12 protein-coding genes are annotated in these 16,279 nt (G+C 66.7%); 2 read left to right on the top strand and 10 right to left on the bottom strand.

The window, feature by feature from the left end; genetic code table 11:
• Positions 1-127 precede the first annotated feature (127 nt).
• From SACCYDRAFT_RS16945 to SACCYDRAFT_RS16970, 6 genes are all read right to left on the bottom strand, one after another.
• Positions 128-1,120 (bottom strand): Gfo/Idh/MocA family protein, encoded by a 993-nt coding sequence (locus SACCYDRAFT_RS16945; protein WP_005458034.1) that lies wholly within the window; start codon positions 1,118-1,120, stop codon positions 128-130.
• Complete coding sequence (locus SACCYDRAFT_RS16950; protein WP_005458035.1) at positions 1,117-2,121, bottom strand: Gfo/Idh/MocA family protein; 1,005 nt, start codon at positions 2,119-2,121, stop codon at positions 1,117-1,119. The genes SACCYDRAFT_RS16945 and SACCYDRAFT_RS16950 overlap by 4 nt, the downstream gene beginning before the upstream one ends.
• Positions 2,118-3,002: a carbohydrate ABC transporter permease gene (locus SACCYDRAFT_RS16955; protein ID WP_005458037.1), complete on the bottom strand. Its 885-nt coding sequence runs from the start codon at positions 3,000-3,002 to the stop codon at positions 2,118-2,120. The genes SACCYDRAFT_RS16950 and SACCYDRAFT_RS16955 overlap by 4 nt, the downstream gene beginning before the upstream one ends.
• Positions 3,003-3,012: 10 nt before the next feature.
• Positions 3,013-3,990, bottom strand: coding sequence for a carbohydrate ABC transporter permease (locus SACCYDRAFT_RS16960; protein ID WP_005458039.1), 978 nt, complete (start codon positions 3,988-3,990; stop codon positions 3,013-3,015).
• Positions 3,991-4,057: 67 nt separating this feature from the next.
• Positions 4,058-5,359, bottom strand: coding sequence for an ABC transporter substrate-binding protein (locus SACCYDRAFT_RS16965; protein ID WP_005458041.1), 1,302 nt, complete (start codon positions 5,357-5,359; stop codon positions 4,058-4,060).
• An 85-nt stretch (positions 5,360-5,444) separates the two neighbouring features.
• On the bottom strand, positions 5,445-9,317 hold the full coding sequence (locus SACCYDRAFT_RS16970) for a family 16 glycoside hydrolase (RefSeq protein ID WP_005458043.1): 3,873 nt from the start codon (positions 9,315-9,317) through the stop codon (positions 5,445-5,447).
• 408 nt (positions 9,318-9,725) lie between these two features.
• On the opposite strand from SACCYDRAFT_RS16970, the gene SACCYDRAFT_RS16975 reads away from it, so the two are divergent.
• Entirely contained in the window at positions 9,726-10,886 is a 1,161-nt protein-coding gene (locus tag SACCYDRAFT_RS16975; protein WP_269744659.1) for an ROK family transcriptional regulator, read from the top strand.
• A gap of 52 nt (positions 10,887-10,938) precedes the next feature.
• Here SACCYDRAFT_RS16975 and SACCYDRAFT_RS16980 read toward each other — a convergent pair whose 3' ends face one another.
• Positions 10,939-11,097, bottom strand: a complete 159-nt coding sequence (locus SACCYDRAFT_RS16980) for a hypothetical protein (protein ID WP_005458045.1) — start codon at positions 11,095-11,097, stop codon at positions 10,939-10,941.
• Between the two features lie 420 nt (positions 11,098-11,517).
• On the opposite strand from SACCYDRAFT_RS16980, the gene SACCYDRAFT_RS16985 reads away from it, so the two are divergent.
• A complete protein-coding gene (locus SACCYDRAFT_RS16985; protein ID WP_005458046.1) occupies positions 11,518-11,976 on the top strand; it encodes a PPOX class F420-dependent oxidoreductase in 459 nt (152 codons plus the stop codon).
• A 109-nt stretch (positions 11,977-12,085) separates the two neighbouring features.
• Here the strand turns inward: SACCYDRAFT_RS16985 and SACCYDRAFT_RS16990 are convergent, their stop codons facing one another.
• From SACCYDRAFT_RS16990 to SACCYDRAFT_RS17000, 3 genes are read right to left on the bottom strand one after another with little or no spacing between them, the layout of a single operon-like run.
• Entirely contained in the window at positions 12,086-14,038 is a 1,953-nt protein-coding gene (locus SACCYDRAFT_RS16990; RefSeq protein ID WP_005458047.1) for a hypothetical protein, read from the bottom strand.
• Positions 14,038-15,186, bottom strand: coding sequence for a 5'-methylthioadenosine/S-adenosylhomocysteine nucleosidase family protein (locus SACCYDRAFT_RS16995; protein ID WP_005458049.1), 1,149 nt, complete (start codon positions 15,184-15,186; stop codon positions 14,038-14,040). Before SACCYDRAFT_RS16995 ends, SACCYDRAFT_RS16990 begins: the two co-directional genes overlap by 1 nt.
• Positions 15,183-15,911 carry an NUDIX hydrolase gene (locus tag SACCYDRAFT_RS17000; RefSeq protein ID WP_005458050.1) on the bottom strand — a complete coding sequence of 243 codons (729 nt, stop codon included), beginning with the start codon at positions 15,909-15,911 and terminating at the stop codon, positions 15,183-15,185. Before SACCYDRAFT_RS17000 ends, SACCYDRAFT_RS16995 begins: the two co-directional genes overlap by 4 nt.
• Positions 15,912-16,279 lie beyond the last annotated feature (368 nt).

Raw genomic sequence — 16,279 nt, forward strand, 5'->3', positions numbered from 1 at the left:
CTCGGCACCGAGGGGACCTCCCTCAGTCAACAGGCGCCGGTCGTACCTGATGGACATACGCGCGTCCGCCCGTGCGCGTGTGCCGCACGCGCACTTCCCCGGCCACGGCGATCCCGCCCGCACCACACTACGGCACGGCCAGGCTCACCGGTTGTCCCTCGGCGGCCGACCGGTAGGCGGCCAACGCCACCCTCGTCGCCGCCAGCCCGTCCTCACCGGTGACCGACGGCGTGCGGCGGTGATGGACCGCGTCGAGGAACTCGTCGATCATGCCCTGGTTGGCGTCGGATCCCCACATCGGTCGGGTGATCCCCTGAGAGCCACCGTGGACGGTGAGGTACTGGCTGAACGCGTCGACGGCGATGGTGCCGTGCTCCCCCACCAGTTCCAGAGTGAGCCCACCCCACGTGGGGTAGGTCTCGGGGCGGCTCCAGCTGGAGTCGATGGTCGCGAACACACCGTCGGCGTAGCCGAGCATCACCAGCCCACCCGTCTCGACGGTGACGGTGTCGCGGTGGAGGACCCGGTTGGTCGCCGCGTACACCTCCACCGGGTCCTCGCCGAGGTACCAGCGCAGGATGTCGGCGAGATGCACCGTGTGGTCCATGATCGCGCCGCCACCGGCCAGTACGGGGTCGGCGAACCAAGCGCCGTGCCGCGCGGGCAGCACGCTCTGGTTCGTGCCGGTGCACGCGTGGAGGCGGCCGAACGCTCCGTCGGCGAGGAGCGCGGCGCACTCCCGTATCGGCGGGCTGAAGCGCATCGGGAACGCCGTCATCAACGGCACGCCCGCGCTCGCGCACGCCTCGACGATGGCGCGCGCGTCCTCCTCGGTCGTGGCCAGCGGCTTCTCGCACAGCACGGCGACCCCGGCGGCCGCTGCCTGCTCCACGAGGCGGCGGTGATGCACGGTCTCGGAACAGACGACGACCGCGTCCGCCCCGGCGTCCAACAGTTGCTCCGGCGAGGAGAACCACGGCACCGAGTGCGCGCTCGCCCAACGGCGGCCGCGTTCGACGTCGTCGTCGGCGACCCCGATCACCTCGGCACCGGCGCGTCGGACGTTGTCCACATAGGCGTCGACGTGGATGTGAGCGGTGGACAGGAACCCGATTCTCATGCGATTACCTCCACGTCCGTGGTGCGACCGGTCGTGAGCGACCGCCCGACCGCATCCGCGATCCGTACCGCGGCCAGCGCGTCCTCGGCGGTGACGATCGGCTTCGCCTCGCCCCTGAGGACGCCGAGGAAATGGCGTAGCTGGGCGGTGTACGGCGACTCGGCGAGTGGGCTGGACGGCAACGGCATCTCCCCGGCCCGCGCGCCGGCTCGCAGGGTCGGGCGTACCGGCGCGCTGCGGTCGGAGTCGAACTCGAGGAGGCCGTGGGTTCCGGCGATCTCCGCCCGGGTGCGGAACGTCGGTGGTGGGTGAGCCCACGAGGCCTCGACATGGCTGAGTGCGCCTGACGAGTGTCGCAGGATGGCCACGACGTGGTCGGTGTCGAGGTCCGGCCGGGCGGCTCGCACACTGCGTGCGTGCACGTTCACGACGTCACCGGCGACCCAGCGGGCGTAGTCGAGGTCGTGCACCATCAGGTCGAAGTGGAGACCGCCCGAGCGCGCCTCGTCGAAGTACCAGTCGTCGGCGGGCTTCTGGGGCCGGAACGTCGCTCGCGTCAACCGGATCACCGCGGGTTCGCCGATCTCCCCCGCGTCGACCGTGGCCTTCGCCGCCGCGTACTCGGGGAAGAACCGCACGACGTGAGCGGGCAGGAGCGGCACCCCGGCCTCCCGGCAGGCCGCGATCATGTCGGCGGCCAGGGCTGGGGTGCGGGCCAACGGTTTCTCGCACACCACGGCACGTCCGGCCCGTGCGGCGCGGACGGTGATCTCGTGGTGTAGGTCGGTGGGAACGCAGATGTCGACGAGGTCGACCCGGCCGAGAAGTTCGTCGAGATCGGTGCACGCGTGCATGCCGTAGTCGTGGGCCAACCGCATGGGCGGGTGTTCGGGGCGAGCCATGATCGCGGTGAGCCGGGCGCCGGGGCAGGCGGCCCACGCCGCCGCGTGCACCGAGCCCATGAAACCCGCGCCGACGATGCCGATCCGTGTCTGATTCACTTGATCGCTCCTGATGTCAGACCGCGGACGAACTGCCGCGAGAAGATGATGAAGAGAGCCAGCATCGGCAGGGCCGCCAAGGCCAGCACCGCGAGAACCGCGTTCCAGTCGGTGACGAACTGCCCGAGGAACAGTTGTGTGCCGAGGGTGACCGTGCGGACGCTCTCGGCGGGCGTGAGGATCAGGGGGAACCAGAGGTCGTTCCAGATCGGCAGCATCGTGTACACGCCGATGGCCGCCAGGCCCGGTCGCACGAGCGGGAGAACGAGGGAATAGACCCGGTACTCGCTGGCCCCGTCGATCCGGGCGGCGTCCTTCAACTCGTCGGGCACCTGCTTGAAGAACGCCGTCAGGACGAACACGGCCAGCGGTAGCCCCATCGCGGTGTAGACCAGAACGAGGCCGGCGAGCGAGTTCACCAGGCTCAGATCGACCATGAGGTCGAGAATCCCCACCGTTCCGAGCCGGATCGGGATCATGATCCCCACCGCCATGTACAGGGCGAGTGCGGTGAGGCCCGCGAAGCGGTACTCGGCCAGCGCGAAGGCCAGCATCGACCCCAGCAGCAGCACCAGGAACACCGTGCTGACGGTGACGATGAAGCTGTTGAGGAAGTACAGCTCGAAGTCGGCCCTGGCGAACACCGTCTCGAAGCCGCTGAGGTCGAACGTGTCGGGCGTCGGGAGGGCGAACGGCTCTTCGAAGATGGCTTGGCGGGACTTGAACGCGTTCATGACGATCAGCGCGATCGGCGCGCACGCCACGGCGACGTAGGCGAGCAGGATGACGTGCGGGACGAGGGTGCCGACCCGCGTTCGCCACGGGCGGCGCCTTCTCGGCGGCCGGATGACACCGGAGTCCGGGATGCTCACAGCGGTCACGTCCGTCTCCTCACAGTTGGTAGCTCTCGACGCGCCGCTGCCAGCCGAAGAAGTACAGGAGGACGCCCGCCATGATGAGGAGGAACATCATCGTGGCGACCGTGGCGCCCATGCTGCTGGAGCCTTGCTGCAGCTGGAATCCGAAGAAGGTGCGGAAGAAGAGCGTGCCCATGATGTCCGAGGCGAAGTCGGGGCCGGCCAGGGCGCCCTTGACCGTGTAGATCAGGTCGAACGCGTTCAGGTTGGCGACGTAGGTGATGACGGAGACGATCCCGACGGTGGGCAGGATCAGCGGGAACTTCACCCGCCAGAACGTCGTCCAGGCGTTGGCGCCGTCGATGGTCGCCGCCTCGACGAGGTCGTCCGGGATGCTGACGAGAACCGCGTAGAACAGCAGCATCGGGATGCCGATGTACTGCCAGACCGACATCAGGGCAAGGGTGATCAACGCGGTGCTCGACTGACCGAGCAGCGGCGTGTCGACGAAGCCCCACACCGGGCTGAGGATGAGCTGCCAGACGAATCCGACGATGACCACGGAGAGCGTCGTCGGGATGAACAGCAGCGTGCGGTAGGTCGCGCGTCCCCGCAGCTTGGGCGCGGCCAGCAACGCCGCCAGTAGCAGGCCGATCGGGTTCTGCACCACGAAGTGCACGGCGAAGAACAGCAGGTTGTTCCACACCGCGTTCCAGAAGGCTCCGGCGAGCAGGTCGTCGGAGAGCAGCCGGACGAAGTTGTCGAGTCCGACGAACGTCTGCACGCCGTCGCGCGACGCGAACATGCTGAGCCGCAGTGAGTCGAGCAACGGGTAGACCATGAACACGGTGTAGATCACCACGGCCGGCGCGATGAAGACGACGAGGTGGGTGCGAAACCGACGTCGACGGTGCCGGGCGAGGGGGCCCGGTCTCGGCCCGGTCGCGGCGCTCGCAGTCGTGGTCGGATCACCGGTCTCGCCGGGCGGCTTCGAGATCAGAGGTCGGCTCATGTGTTCCTCCAACGGGACGGTCGGTGTGGAGCGCGCTGTGCGCGATCGCCCCACACCGGGCCGACGACTACTGCTGCTGCGGCTCGTACCAACGCTCCAGGCCTGCCTGGACCCGACCGGCGGCCTCCCGCGGTTCGACGGTGCCGTTGAGCAGTTGCGCGCTGAGGTCCCACAGCTGGTTCTCGAGGTTGGGTTCGCCACGCGAGAGGATCTGGTACGAGTTGCGGATGGTCGACTCGCACTCCTCGCGCCAGCTCAGGAACTCCTGCGCCAGCGGGTCCTCGACGGTGACGTCGTGCTCGGACATCGGGAAGAACCCGGGCAGGGCGTTGGCGTAGAGCTCGGCGAACTCGGCGGTGGTCGTCCATTCGAGGAAGGTCCTGGCCTCCTCCGGGTGGTCGGTCGCCGCGTTCATGCCGATCCCGAGGTCGGTGTGGTCGCTGATGTAGCAGGTGTCCCTACCCTCCGGCAGCGGCGGTGGGAACGCCGCCATCTCGAAGTCGGTCTGCTCGTTGAACAGCGCGATCTCCCACGAGCCGGTCGGGTAGATCGCTCCGCGACCGAGGGTGAACAGGTTCTGCGCGTCCGGATAGGTGATCGACTCGTAGCCGTCGGGCAGGTACTCAGCCCACGAGGCGAGCTCGGTGAACGCGGCGACGTACTGGTCGTCGTCGAAGCGCTCGGTGCCCTCGATCAAGCCTTGCCGCCCGGCCTCGCCGTGCCAGTAGTTGGGACCGATGTTCTGCAGTCCCATGGTCGCGGCCTCCCACTGGTCCGCCGTCCCCATCACCAGCGGGGCGTACGTGCCGTCGGCGGCGATCGTGTCGAGGACCTCGTGGAACTCCTCCTCCGTCCTCGGCGGCGTGAGACCGAGCTCGTCGAAGATCTCGGTGTTGTAGAGGAAGCCGTGGATCACCGAAGCCATGGGGACGCAGAACGACTCCGACCCGTCGTCGGTCGACCACGCGGCGCGGGCGATGTCGCTGTAGGAGTCGAGTCCCTTCAGACCCGTCAGGGGCGCCAGGTGGCCCTCCTCGTAGAGCCGTAGTGCGACGTCGAACGGGCGGCAGGTGATCAGGTCGCCTGCGGTGCCTCCGGAGAGTTTGGCGTCGAGCGCGGCGTCGTACTCGTCCGGTGACGTCGGCTGGAACGTCACCCGGATGTTCGGGTGCTGCTCGTGGAAGGCAGGCAGGATGACGTCCTCCCAGATCGCGAGGTCGTCGTTGCGCCAGCTCTCCAGAACGAGCGTGACCTGGTCCCCCTCGCCGGTGTCCGCGTTGTTCCCTCGCGGATCGACGCTGTCGCCACACGCGGTGACGACGAGGACGGCGACCACCATCGGGGCCAGTCGGCCGAGTCGGTTCGGCATGAGATCTCCCGTGCTGTTCAGGGGGTGGACAGCTCCCGCCCGGTCTCGGACGGGAGCTGTCAGCGGACTACTCGGACAGGCACCGTCACACCGGCTTCGGGCCTCCACCGCGGCCGATGTCACTGCGTGCCGCAGCGCTGCCGATGGCGGTTCGTTCCTTGTCGGTGAGCACGCCCTCGGCCACCAACCGGCCGGTCACCTCCCGCACGTGGTTCACGAAGGCGCCGTGGTTTCGCCACTGCGCGTCGTCGAGGATGAGGTCGTTGACCGAACACCCGTCCTCGCGCACGTGATTGGTGACACCGCTGTCGATGACGCCGATCACGACGGTCTCCCGCGTGTCCGGATCGGGGCAGGCTCCTGGTTCACCGGCGGTGATGGTGAACTCGACCGACTGCCAGTCCTCGACGTTGCCGGCCCGGTCCACGGACCGGAACTCGACGGTGTGCGTACCGGGCTCGATCACAGTCAGCGGCCCCTCGTAGGTCGACGGCTCCTCCTCGCCGCCCATGCGGTACTCGGTCCGCGTGACCCCGGACGTGGCGTCCTGGGCCCCCAGGGTCACCGTCACCGGGCTGGTGAAGGCGTCACCGTCCTGCGCGCCCTCCACGGACGCCTCGGTGGCCGGAACCGTCTGGTCGATCAGGAACTCGATCTCCTCGATCCCCGTTTCGTCGCCGTCGTCGGCAGGAGTGACCTCGAAGGTCGAGACCATTCCGGTCCACGTCGTCGGGTCATCCGGATCCGGGCGGTTCGAGTGCGGCGTGCAGTACACGTAGTACGTGCCCTGTTCCGTCGCCTCGAAGTAGAACGGATCGTCCTCCCAGTCCGACCCCAGCGGGCGAGAGGCCAGGATCTCGCCGTTCTCGTCCGTGATCACCACGTCGTGGGGATATCCGGGAACGTACTGGAACTTGACGACGTCGCCCTGTTGCACGCTGAACTCGGTCTCACTGAAGTCGAACCCGTTCGGTCCGACGAGGATCTCCTTCTCGGACGGTTCGCCACCGGGCACCACGGCCCGGTAGTCGATGTTGTGGATGCCGTCCTGGTCGAAGAGCACCGGCTCGGTGTACGTCCGCCACTCGGACTCGTCGGTCCTCGGACGCCACTGCAGCTGCGCCTCGGGGTCGTTCGATTCCAGGGTGAGTGTGACGGGCGAGACGTACCAGCCATCCGAGCCGTCCGGTTCGGCCGGGCCCAGTGAGGCGTCGACCGTCAGCTCGGCGTCGTGTTTCTTGATCCAGACGTTGCGGAACTCGACGTTCTCACCCGCCGCCTGACCGTCGGCGTGGTTCTGGATACCGACGTAGCCGTCGAGGCCGCGGCTTCCGTCACCGGTGTATGTGGCGACCTCGGTGCCGTTGAGGACGACGCGGTACTCCTGCCCGATCGCCTCGATCTCCATCGTGTTCCACTCGCCGACCGGGTTGGTGGCCAGCGGTTCGGCCGGTGCGAAGGTGTAGATCGCCCCGGTCCGGGTCAGCGGATCGTCGGTGTTCTCGTAGATCTGGACCTCGTAGCCCTCGTCCACCGGCTTCCACGGATCCCCTTCCGGGTCGGGGAAGCGAACGAACACGCCGGAGTTGTCGGCGGGATCCTGGACCCGGAAGTCGACTCGCATGGTGAAGTCGTCGAACGTCTGCTGGTCGTACCAGAGCAGGCCCATCCCGCCGTACGGCTGGAGCAACCCGCACTCGTCGACCTCGAACCCACCGGGCCCGGCGTGGGTCCATCCGTCCAGTGTCTCGCCGTCGAACAAGGGTGTGAAACCCTCCGGAGGCGTCTGCGGCTCCGGACACTGATCCTCGCCGAGCTCCTTGATCCAGACGTCACGGAAGTAGACGGTGTCCGTGACGCGGTTGTTCTGCAGCCCGACGTACCCGGACGAGAGGTCGCGCCCCGACCCTTGCGGGTTCTCGTACTCGTTCACCAGCACATCGTTGATCCACACCCGGATCATCGGGTCGTCGACCTCGATCTCCATCGTGTTCCACTCACCGGCCACCGTCGGGAACGACGTCGGTGCCTGGAAGGTGTAGATCGATCCGGTCTTCGACTTGTCCGCGGCGTCGGGTGACCCTCCGGTGTCGTCGATCTGGATCTCGTAGCCCTGTCTCACTCCGATCCACGGGTCGTCACCGGGGTCGGGGAACCCGATGAACACACCGGAGTTGTCGTCCTCCGCCACGGCCTTGAACTCGACGTGCAGCCGGTAGGAGCCGAACTCCTCGCCGTGCCACAACATCCCGAGTCCCTCAGGATCACCGACCGACTCCAGGGCACACGTGCCCGGCCTGTCCTCGTCCGGGACGACGGCGAATCCGCCCGGTCCGGCCTGGTTCCAGCCGTTCAGCGTCGCTCCGTCCCACAGCGGCCGGTACCCGTCCTCGGCAGGCTGGGTGGCACACTCCGGGTTCGGCCCGTCACCACCGACGTAGTCGATGCGGTACAGACCCGCGTTCGGGCTGTCCCCGAACGAGCCGCCCTCCAGCACGTAGAGCGATCCGTCCGGACCGAACTGCCCGTCCATGAGGCCCGACCACGTCTCTCCGGGCATGAAGTCGTCGATCGCGGTCACGGTCTCGTTCTCGTCGAGCTCGGCCGTCTTCACGTGACCGCGGTGGTAGTCGAGGAGGAACCAGCGTCCGTCGTAGGCTTCCGGGAACTTCGTCGGGGAGTCGAGGTTCTCGTCGTAGCGATACACCGGACCCGACATCGGCCCACCGGCTCCGGAACCCATGTCGAGGAACGGCTCGGGAATCGGGTTGATGTCCCGGCCGGGCCACCCTTCCCACGTCTGCGGCCAGCCCGTCCAGCTGCGCGGATAGTAGATCGTCGCCGGCTTCACCGGCGGCGTGCGCTCGAGCCCGGTGTTGTGGGGCGAGTCGTTGATCGGCCCGTTCTCGCAGTCGTAGAAATCACCGAGCGGCTCGTTCGTCTCGTAGTCCCACGGGCGGTACGGGTAGTTGTTGCCGATGCAGAAGGGATAACCGAAGTTCGCCGGCTCCGACGTCACCATGTACTGGTCGAATCCCCACGGTCCCCGCTCGGTCCAGTCGCCCAGACGGTCGGGTCCGTAGTTGCCGATGTGCAGGCGGTCGGTCGCGGGGTCGATCGAGATCCGGAACGGGTTCCGGAAACCCATCGCGTAGATCTCCGGCCGGGTCTTGCCGCCACCCTCCTCGGCTCCCGTGAAGAGATTGCCCTCCGGGATCGTGTAGGTTCCGTCCGGCTGCGGAGTGATCCGCAGGATCTTCCCACGCAGATCGTTCGTGTTGCCCGACGTGCGGCGATCGTCGTTGTACCAGTGAGTCGAACGACTGTCGAGCGGCGAGTACTGGTCGTTCAGATCCGGGGTCGACTCGTCACCCGTGCTCAGGTAGAGATTGCCCGCCGAATCGAATTCGAGATCCCCCGCCACGTGGCAGCAGTTCGTCTTGTTGTAGGGCACCTTCAGCAGGACGACTTCCGACTCCACGTCGAGTCGGCCGTCCTCGACCACGAATCGCGAGAGGAAGTGGTTGTTCTCGTCTCGGCTGGTGTAGTACACGTACACCCAGCCGTTCGTGTCGAATTCTGGGTCCAACGCCAAACCGAGGAGTCCACCCTCCTGGTTCTTGGAGCCCTCGATGTCCGGGTCCGGCGGCAACGGATGGTCGTCGAAGACACTGAGTTCGGCTGCGACGCTCACCTCACCGGTATCCGGGTGATAGATCCGGATGACGCCGTCGCGGCTGGTGACGAACACCCGGCCGTCGTCCGCGATGTCCATCGTCATCGGCTGCGCGACGTCGGAGGTCAACAGCACTTTCTCGAACTCGTCGTCCGTGGCCGACTCGGCGGACGTGCCGGACGAGATCTCGTCGATCGCCCGCTCGGTGGCGGATGCGTTGATCATGGGTAACAACAGCAGCAGGGCCAGGGACAAAAGGAACGGTGCGGATCTGATCCGCATGACTTCCTCCAAGGTGGCCGGTTCTACCTAATTGATCACCGTGCTGACTTTCTGTCGTACGGAGCCGGGAAAAAGAACTGGCTTGCTGCCGGGATCGAGGGCCGAGGTCGCGGACTTGATGGCGACGGACGATCCGCCGCGACACCGCCCCCAGTGGTCACCGAAAGCGATGTCCGTGGTCGTCGAATCGCGTTCGACGACGTCATCGATAAGTGCGCAGTGCTGACCGTGCATCAGGCGATCCCCACGGTTGTCGGCCGGTGACAGCCAGGCGGAACGCCGCGTAGACTTAGTAAGGAAAGCTTCCTCACTATCTACCGCGATCACTATGTTGCGACGGGTTGCCGGTGTCAAGGGGCTGTGGTGGCACACTTCGAATTCGGCAGTGGACCGCAGGTGCTACGGCAAATGAACTGCGCGGCCGTACTCACCGCCATCCGTGCCACGGGAACAGCGCGCGTCACTGACCTCATGCGTGCCACCGGCTTGTCCCGTCCCACGGTCAGCGCAGCGATTTCCACGTTGATGGCCGACGGCTGGGTCGAGGAGACCGAGGCCGCCGACGTCGAATTACCGCGCATGGGCAGACCCGCCCGCGTCCTGCGATTCCGCGCGGACGCCCAGTACGTTCTCGGCGTCGACGTCGGACCGCACAAGATTCACTGCGCGGTCGCCGACCTCAATGGAACCGTTGTTTCGCAGATTCGTCGTGAGGTCACCGAATCGGACACGCCGACAGAATTACTCGGCCGGGCCGAGGAGACCATACAGCGAGTGCTGGACGCCGTGCCGGTACCGAGGTCCTCGCTCGCAGCGGTGGGCATCGGGACTCCGGGGATAGTCGACCGGCGCGGAGCCGTCCTGCAGGCGCCGTCCGTCCCCGGCTGGGACTCACTCGAACTCGGCAGCCTGTTCTCGCGCATCGCCCCCTGCCCTGTGCACACCGAGAACGACGTCAATCTCGCCGTCCTGGCCGAACGGTGGAAGGGCGCCGGCGACGATGCCGACAACTTGATCCTCGTGCAATGGGGTGTCCGCGTGGGTGCGGCAATCCTGGTGAACGGCCAGTTGCACCGTGGCGCCCACGGAGCGGCGGGCGAGATCGGGTTCGTCGAGCTCGACACCGAACCACAGGGTGTGCAGGCCGACGGGCTCGGTCCGTTGGAATCGGCGGTCGGCACCGACTGGATCCTGCGCCGGGCGCGTGACCTCGGGGACTCAAGCCCGGATGCCGCCACGGTCCTCATCGCCGCGGACGGTGGTGATTCGCGGGCGTTGCAGGTGCTCGACGAGGCATGTGACCGGCTGGCACGAGGTCTGGCCTCCTTCGTGTCGGCGATCGACCCGGAACTGATCATCCTCGGTGGCACCATCACGCTCGCGGGCGATGCGGTGCTCGCCGAGATGCGGCGGCACCTGACCCGGCGCGCGCTGGTCATGCCTCGGCTGGCGCTCTCCCGTCTGGGCGACGACGCGGTGGCGTTGGGCGCCGTGCGAGTGGCCCTCGCCGACGCACAACGACGACTGCTGGACGTCTACGCGACGTCGTCCCCCGTCGAACAGCGGTAGGAGCACGACGGCAACCGCCGAAGCGTCAGCGGTTCGTCACAGCCTTCACGCATCAGCCGGTGCTGGTGACACACACGAGGGTCACGTCCTCGTCGACCAGCAACGACCAGTACGTCCGCGAGTCGTACGGGCCCTCGCGGCAGTGAGCGGCCATGGCGTTCGCCGGTGCTCGGTACACGGCTGCGACGACGAGAACGTAGTCGTAGTCCACAGGGATGCGATCCGCGTCGCAAGGGAACCGCAGGTTCCGGGGAACCTACTCGTCCCGCCGATTTCCATGAGCCGCATGGGTTGGACCAAAGATGTTTTCGAAACCGCCGGTCAATCGGACCTGGGTCCCGACAATCGTCTGGCCCAGCACCGTCTCTGAGATGCGCTCAGGAAAACGTTTCGTCGGTGGGGAGCAGAACACCCTGCTCAAGAGGTGGACCCGTGCGGCAGTTGGGACCTCGCGAGCTACCAGTGGATCGACGATCTGGTGTCCGACGCGCCCGGCACAGAGCGTGCCCTGAAGAGCTGATCCCAGTCGTCGGGTTCGGCGGCCCGAACACCGCGCGGAGGCCGGACACCCCTTGACCAACGCCCGGGTAGAGTCGGCCGTCGGAAAAGCCACGACCCGAACAGGACCGTCATGCCGCGCATCGCCACCGCCGAACACGTCGACCGTGACACGCTGCTGCGATTCCTGCGTCCCCGGCACCGGGGTGTGCTGGTCACCGCCCGCTCGAACGGCTTTCCGCAGTTGTCGCCGGTGACCTGCGGTGTCGATTCCCAGGACCGGATCGTCGTGTCCACCTATCCACAGCGGGCCAAGACCCACAACGCCCGTCGGGAGCCAAGGGTGTCGATCTGCGTCCTCTCCGACGACTGGGACGGACCGTACGTACAGGTGGACGGGCGCGCCCGGGTGCTGGACATGCCCGAGGCGCTGGAAGGGCTCGTCGATTACTTCCGCTGTATCTCCGGTGAACATCCCGACTGGGACGAGTACCGCGAGGCGATGGCCCGGCAGAACAAGTCGCTGATCCGCATCGAGATCGACCGCTGGGGACCGATCGCCACCGGCGGGTTCCCGCCCCACCTCGCCTGAGCCAACGCCTTCGGCCTGGCCCACGCGCCCCGGCTCCGGGCCGGCTCTCCTGCGTCTCTGGTGCGCGAGGCGGTGCTTCAGACCTCCGCTCAGTGGTCACCGCTGACGGTCACTCAGCCCGGTGGATCCACTGCTTGCCTTCGGCGGCGATACCTTCGAGTACGTGGAGGGTGTTGCCGAAGCCGAACGATTCGAGGGTCAGCTCGGCCATGTCCTCGGGCTTCTCCTGCACCATGTCCTTCGGTGCGAGCAACCCCGGCTCCTCGTCCACAACCTGCATCTTCCTGGGATCTCCGTTGACCAGCGTCAGCTCCAGGGTGTGCGGGAGGCCGCTCCGGGTGGTCACGTGCACCGAGGCGACCGCATCGAAGCGGTAGTTGGTGCGTTCGTGATCCTTGAACTCGGCTTTTTTGAAATCGAGTTCGGCACTCACTTCACGAACGCCTTCGACGGTTATCAGGAACAACCGGATCTTGTAGCGCGAATAGCGCCAGGGACCGTAGGAGACCCTCGCACGCCTGTAGAACCTCGCCGGCGACTGCAGGAACGTGTAGGCGATGATGTCGCGCCAGGCGAGTTGGTACTCACGCAGTGCCTCGTCGAGGAACACCGTCTTGTCCGCGTTGAGCCAACGTTCCATCTCCTCGTCCGTCGGCATCGCCTCGTGCACCTTGTCGGTCCATTTCCTGTGCCATTCCCTCCGTTTGTCGAACTCCCGCTTGCCTTCCGCGCTGTCGTCGGCGAACCGCAGACGTGCCAATATGATCGCCAACCACCGGCGCGTCGCGATCCAACCGGCGACCAGCGCCATGGCAGAGGACAGCACAGCAATCACGGGGCGGGCACTCACCGCGGCCTCGACGACCGTGACCACACCGGCGACCGCGGCCAGTAGTCCACCGCAACTCCAGACCCGCGTGGAGGTCGAGGTACGGTAGTGCTCTCGGTGGTCCCACAGCGTCCCTTCTCGCCAACGGTCCTGGACGTCGCGGACGAGGCGGCGAATCAGCCACGTGACTTCACCCAGCTTGGCCCTGCCCCGGTACAACTCGATGATCTCGTCCCGAAGCGCTCTCCGCACGCCCGCCGTCTCGCTCAACCAGGCTGTCCGGTCCCGATCCGCCTCGGGCGCGTACTTGTGGAAGTAGTGCTCGAACCGCCTGTCGACGCCCTTGGAGAACGAGCCCTCCAACGGTCGCTCCACTCTCGGAATCCCAGTCAGCTCGCGCTCCTTGACACGCAGCCGCTGTGCCCGGAACCGCCATTCCACGGCATTACGCAGACCGACACACAGTGCGGCTCCGGTCAACGGGAACGCGAGAATCGCCAGCGTCGATCCGCTGGACAGCACGGCCGCACCCAGGTAGCCGAGTGCTACCAGGAAGGCGGCGGACGAGACACCGATGGTGATCTTCTCTCGTGCGGTGACGAAGCGCGGCTCGGGTTCGCGTACCCGGGGTTCCGCGGGTTCCGGCTCGAAGAAAGCCCACACCTTGTCCTGGCGGTCGTTTTCCTGCTGCACGTGTTTCGCCGCGTCGCGCATGTCCGCCCACAACGCGTCTTTGACGGTCCCGTCCAGCAACATGCCGAGATGGTCGCCGATCAACACTCTTTGCGGCGACGGTAGTGCGCGGAGAGCCTTGAGTTCGGGTTCCGGATCGGCTTCCACGTCACCCATGCGACTCAGCAGCGCACAAATGGTTTCGATACCCTGTTTCCAGGCGTCTTCGGAGTACTTTTCCAGCGAGGCCTGGGCAGCTCTCAGTTCCTCCCTCTCGCCACGGTCGAGTTCCCGGAAAGAACGTTTGCTGAGCATCGCCAGAAACCAGTGGAAACGGACCTGCGCGCTGTCGTGACCATCGGCGATCGCGTCCTTGATGAAGTCAAGCGCCCGACCGGGCAGGCCGCCTTTCAGCGCGTTGACTCCTTTCTGGAACTTCTGTTCGGCGGACATACCCGGAACGTTCATGTACACCGTGGAGTTGTGTACCTGTTGCGCTTGGATGCCGACCGTCGAGTTGTCCGCGGCCGTGTTGGACACCGTCGGCTCCTGGTCCGCCATCACACACCCCGGACGGCTGCGATCACGGCGGCGACCTTCGCCGCCAGTTCCGCCACCTCACCGATCAGGCCGCGCAGCCGCTTGAGTGCGAGCACAAAGGCGCTTTTGCCCTCGGGAGTGTCCTCTTCCAGCGCCTCGCCCGCGAGGTCCAGTTCCGCTTGTGCCGCCTCGTAGGTGGCCTCGTCGAGGCTCCCGTTCGCCCGCTCCTGCGCGATCAAACGACGAAGAGCGGCCAGCTGTTCCTCGAGCTTGCTCCCCTCGGCGGCTCCGGTGCCGACACCCATCACCACGGTGCTGTTGGTGACGTGCCCGGCCTGAATGCCCACCGAACCGATCGCGTTGTTGTTGGTCGTGCCCCCGCCGTTCATCGCGCTACGTGCTCCCATTCTCGGCATCTCCGCTTCTTCCGCAATCAATTCCTGAGCGAGCCGGACGGCGAAGGCCGCCGCGTTGTCGGCGGCACGCTGTTGCCACTGCGCGCTGTCCGTGGTGGTCTTGCTACCGTCGGCACGATCGCTGATACCTCTCACCACGGCGACCGGTGAGCCGTTCAGGTGAGCCGCCTGTGCCACCCCCGCAGCCTCCATCTCGATGGCGAGCGCGTCGTTGTAGTGTCGGCGAATCCATTGGGCCTCGTACGAAATCCGCGAGTCGTGAACGATCTCTCCCGCCGCGACAGCTCCGAAGTGGACCTCCGGACCACTTTCCTGCGCGAGACCACGACGCCAGTCCCCCACTCTGGCGAGATGGTGGGCGAGCTGGCTCACGCCATACGGCATCTCCCACACCCGAGGGCGAGCTTTGAGGCCGTCGTCCTCGCTCGTACCCCCGTGGTAGGCGTAAACGTGGGTGGCCACCACGACATCTCCCAGAGCCGTGCTCGGCCACAGACCGCCGGCCACTCCGACGAACAGGAGCGCGGTCGGCGAGAATTCGACTATCGCCCGCTCGGCGAGCACAGCGGCGGTATGGTTTCCCTTCCCCACCAGGCCCAACGCGACGCGGTATGTCGTGCCTCGCAGCGTGCCGGTCTCGAAACGGGTGCCTGTCGCATGGCGGTGCACCCTCGGATTGGCCATCCTCCGAAGGACGGCCTCGTATTCCAGGTCCAAGGCGGTGAGGATCACCACCACGCTGTCGTTCGTCAACTGTCCTCCCCGGTTTCCGGCCGACCCGGACGGACGATCGGCGGATTCAGTAACGTGCGCGAACCTGCGCGGAACAGCCGTGCGGGTCGCCCTCTCGCCGTGCGTCGTGACGAGCCAGTGGCGACGATGAACCCCGGAACCCCCTGAACCTTGCGGTAGAAGTTCCTCGGGTCGAGCCGGACGCCCCACACCGCCTCGTACACCCGTTGCAACTCGGCGATCGTGAACGGCGTCTCGCAGAAGGCCGTGGCAAGGGCAGTGTGTTCGAGCTTCACCCTGGCACGCTCGACACCGTCGGCGATGATGTCGACGTGGTCGAAGGCCAAGGTGAGCCTGCGGTGCAATATCTCCTCGACAGGAACCCAGTGTGCGTCGGCAGCGTCGGTACCCGGTGCCGGTTCGGGCAGTCCCGGCGCGATCGCCAGGTAGGCCACGGAGATGATGCGGCCACGTGGATCCCGGTCAGGATCGCCATAGGCGCTGATCTGCTCGAGATGCAGCCGGGCGGCGTCCAGACCGGCTTCCTCGGAGAGTTCCCGGTGCGCGGCCTGTTCGAGGCTCTCACCGGGGTTGTTGAGGAAACCGCCGGGAAGCGCCAGCGCACCACGGTACGGCTCGACGCCCCGCTCGACGAGCAGGACGTGGAGGCGCGAGTCGCGCAGGGTCAGGATGACCAGGTCCACAGCCAGCAGGACGGGCGGTGGCGCCCATCGATTCTCAGACACGGGGCCCGAGGTTAGTTTTTTGTCTATCTGACAGAAAGTAGTTCAGCCGAAAGTAACCCGATGGGATGAACAGCTACAACACCGCCGTCGACGGCCACGTCGGCCGTCCGTTACCGCGTACGCCTGCTCGGTGGGTACTGCCAGCGCGCGTCGATGACGTCCGGGCGCGGGAGATTCATGCGCAGAGCCGCGAATTGCACCACGAAGCGCGGTGATCCACACGACGATGCCGTCCGGCGCCGCGAAAGGTTCAGCCGAAGCCGTGGGTGACCACCCACCGGCCCGGCGTGCGGTGGGCCGCCTACGCCGCACCGGCCCACTCCCCCGACGGAGAACAGGGCTGAGCTCCCGGCGGTCCGGCCGCGTCC

This window comes from Saccharomonospora cyanea NA-134 (assembly GCF_000244975.1).
Lineage (GTDB): Bacteria > Actinomycetota > Actinomycetes > Mycobacteriales > Pseudonocardiaceae > Saccharomonospora > Saccharomonospora cyanea.

Excerpts from the sequence above, each read along its gene's own strand:
- SACCYDRAFT_RS16990 (WP_005458047.1), bottom strand. The coding sequence starts at position 14,038 with ATGGCGGACCAGGAGCCGACGGTGTCCAACACGGCCGCGGACAACTCG.
- SACCYDRAFT_RS16965 (WP_005458041.1), bottom strand. The coding sequence starts at position 5,359 with ATGCCGAACCGACTCGGCCGACTGGCCCCGATGGTGGTCGCCGTCCTC.
- SACCYDRAFT_RS16945 (WP_005458034.1), bottom strand. The coding sequence starts at position 1,120 with ATGAGAATCGGGTTCCTGTCCACCGCTCACATCCACGTCGACGCCTAT.
- SACCYDRAFT_RS16985 (WP_005458046.1), top strand. The coding sequence starts at position 11,518 with ATGCCGCGCATCGCCACCGCCGAACACGTCGACCGTGACACGCTGCTG.
- SACCYDRAFT_RS16975 (WP_269744659.1), top strand. The coding sequence starts at position 9,726 with ATGAACTGCGCGGCCGTACTCACCGCCATCCGTGCCACGGGAACAGCG.
- SACCYDRAFT_RS16960 (WP_005458039.1), bottom strand. The coding sequence starts at position 3,990 with ATGAGCCGACCTCTGATCTCGAAGCCGCCCGGCGAGACCGGTGATCCG.
- SACCYDRAFT_RS16970 (WP_005458043.1), bottom strand. The coding sequence starts at position 9,317 with ATGCGGATCAGATCCGCACCGTTCCTTTTGTCCCTGGCCCTGCTGCTG.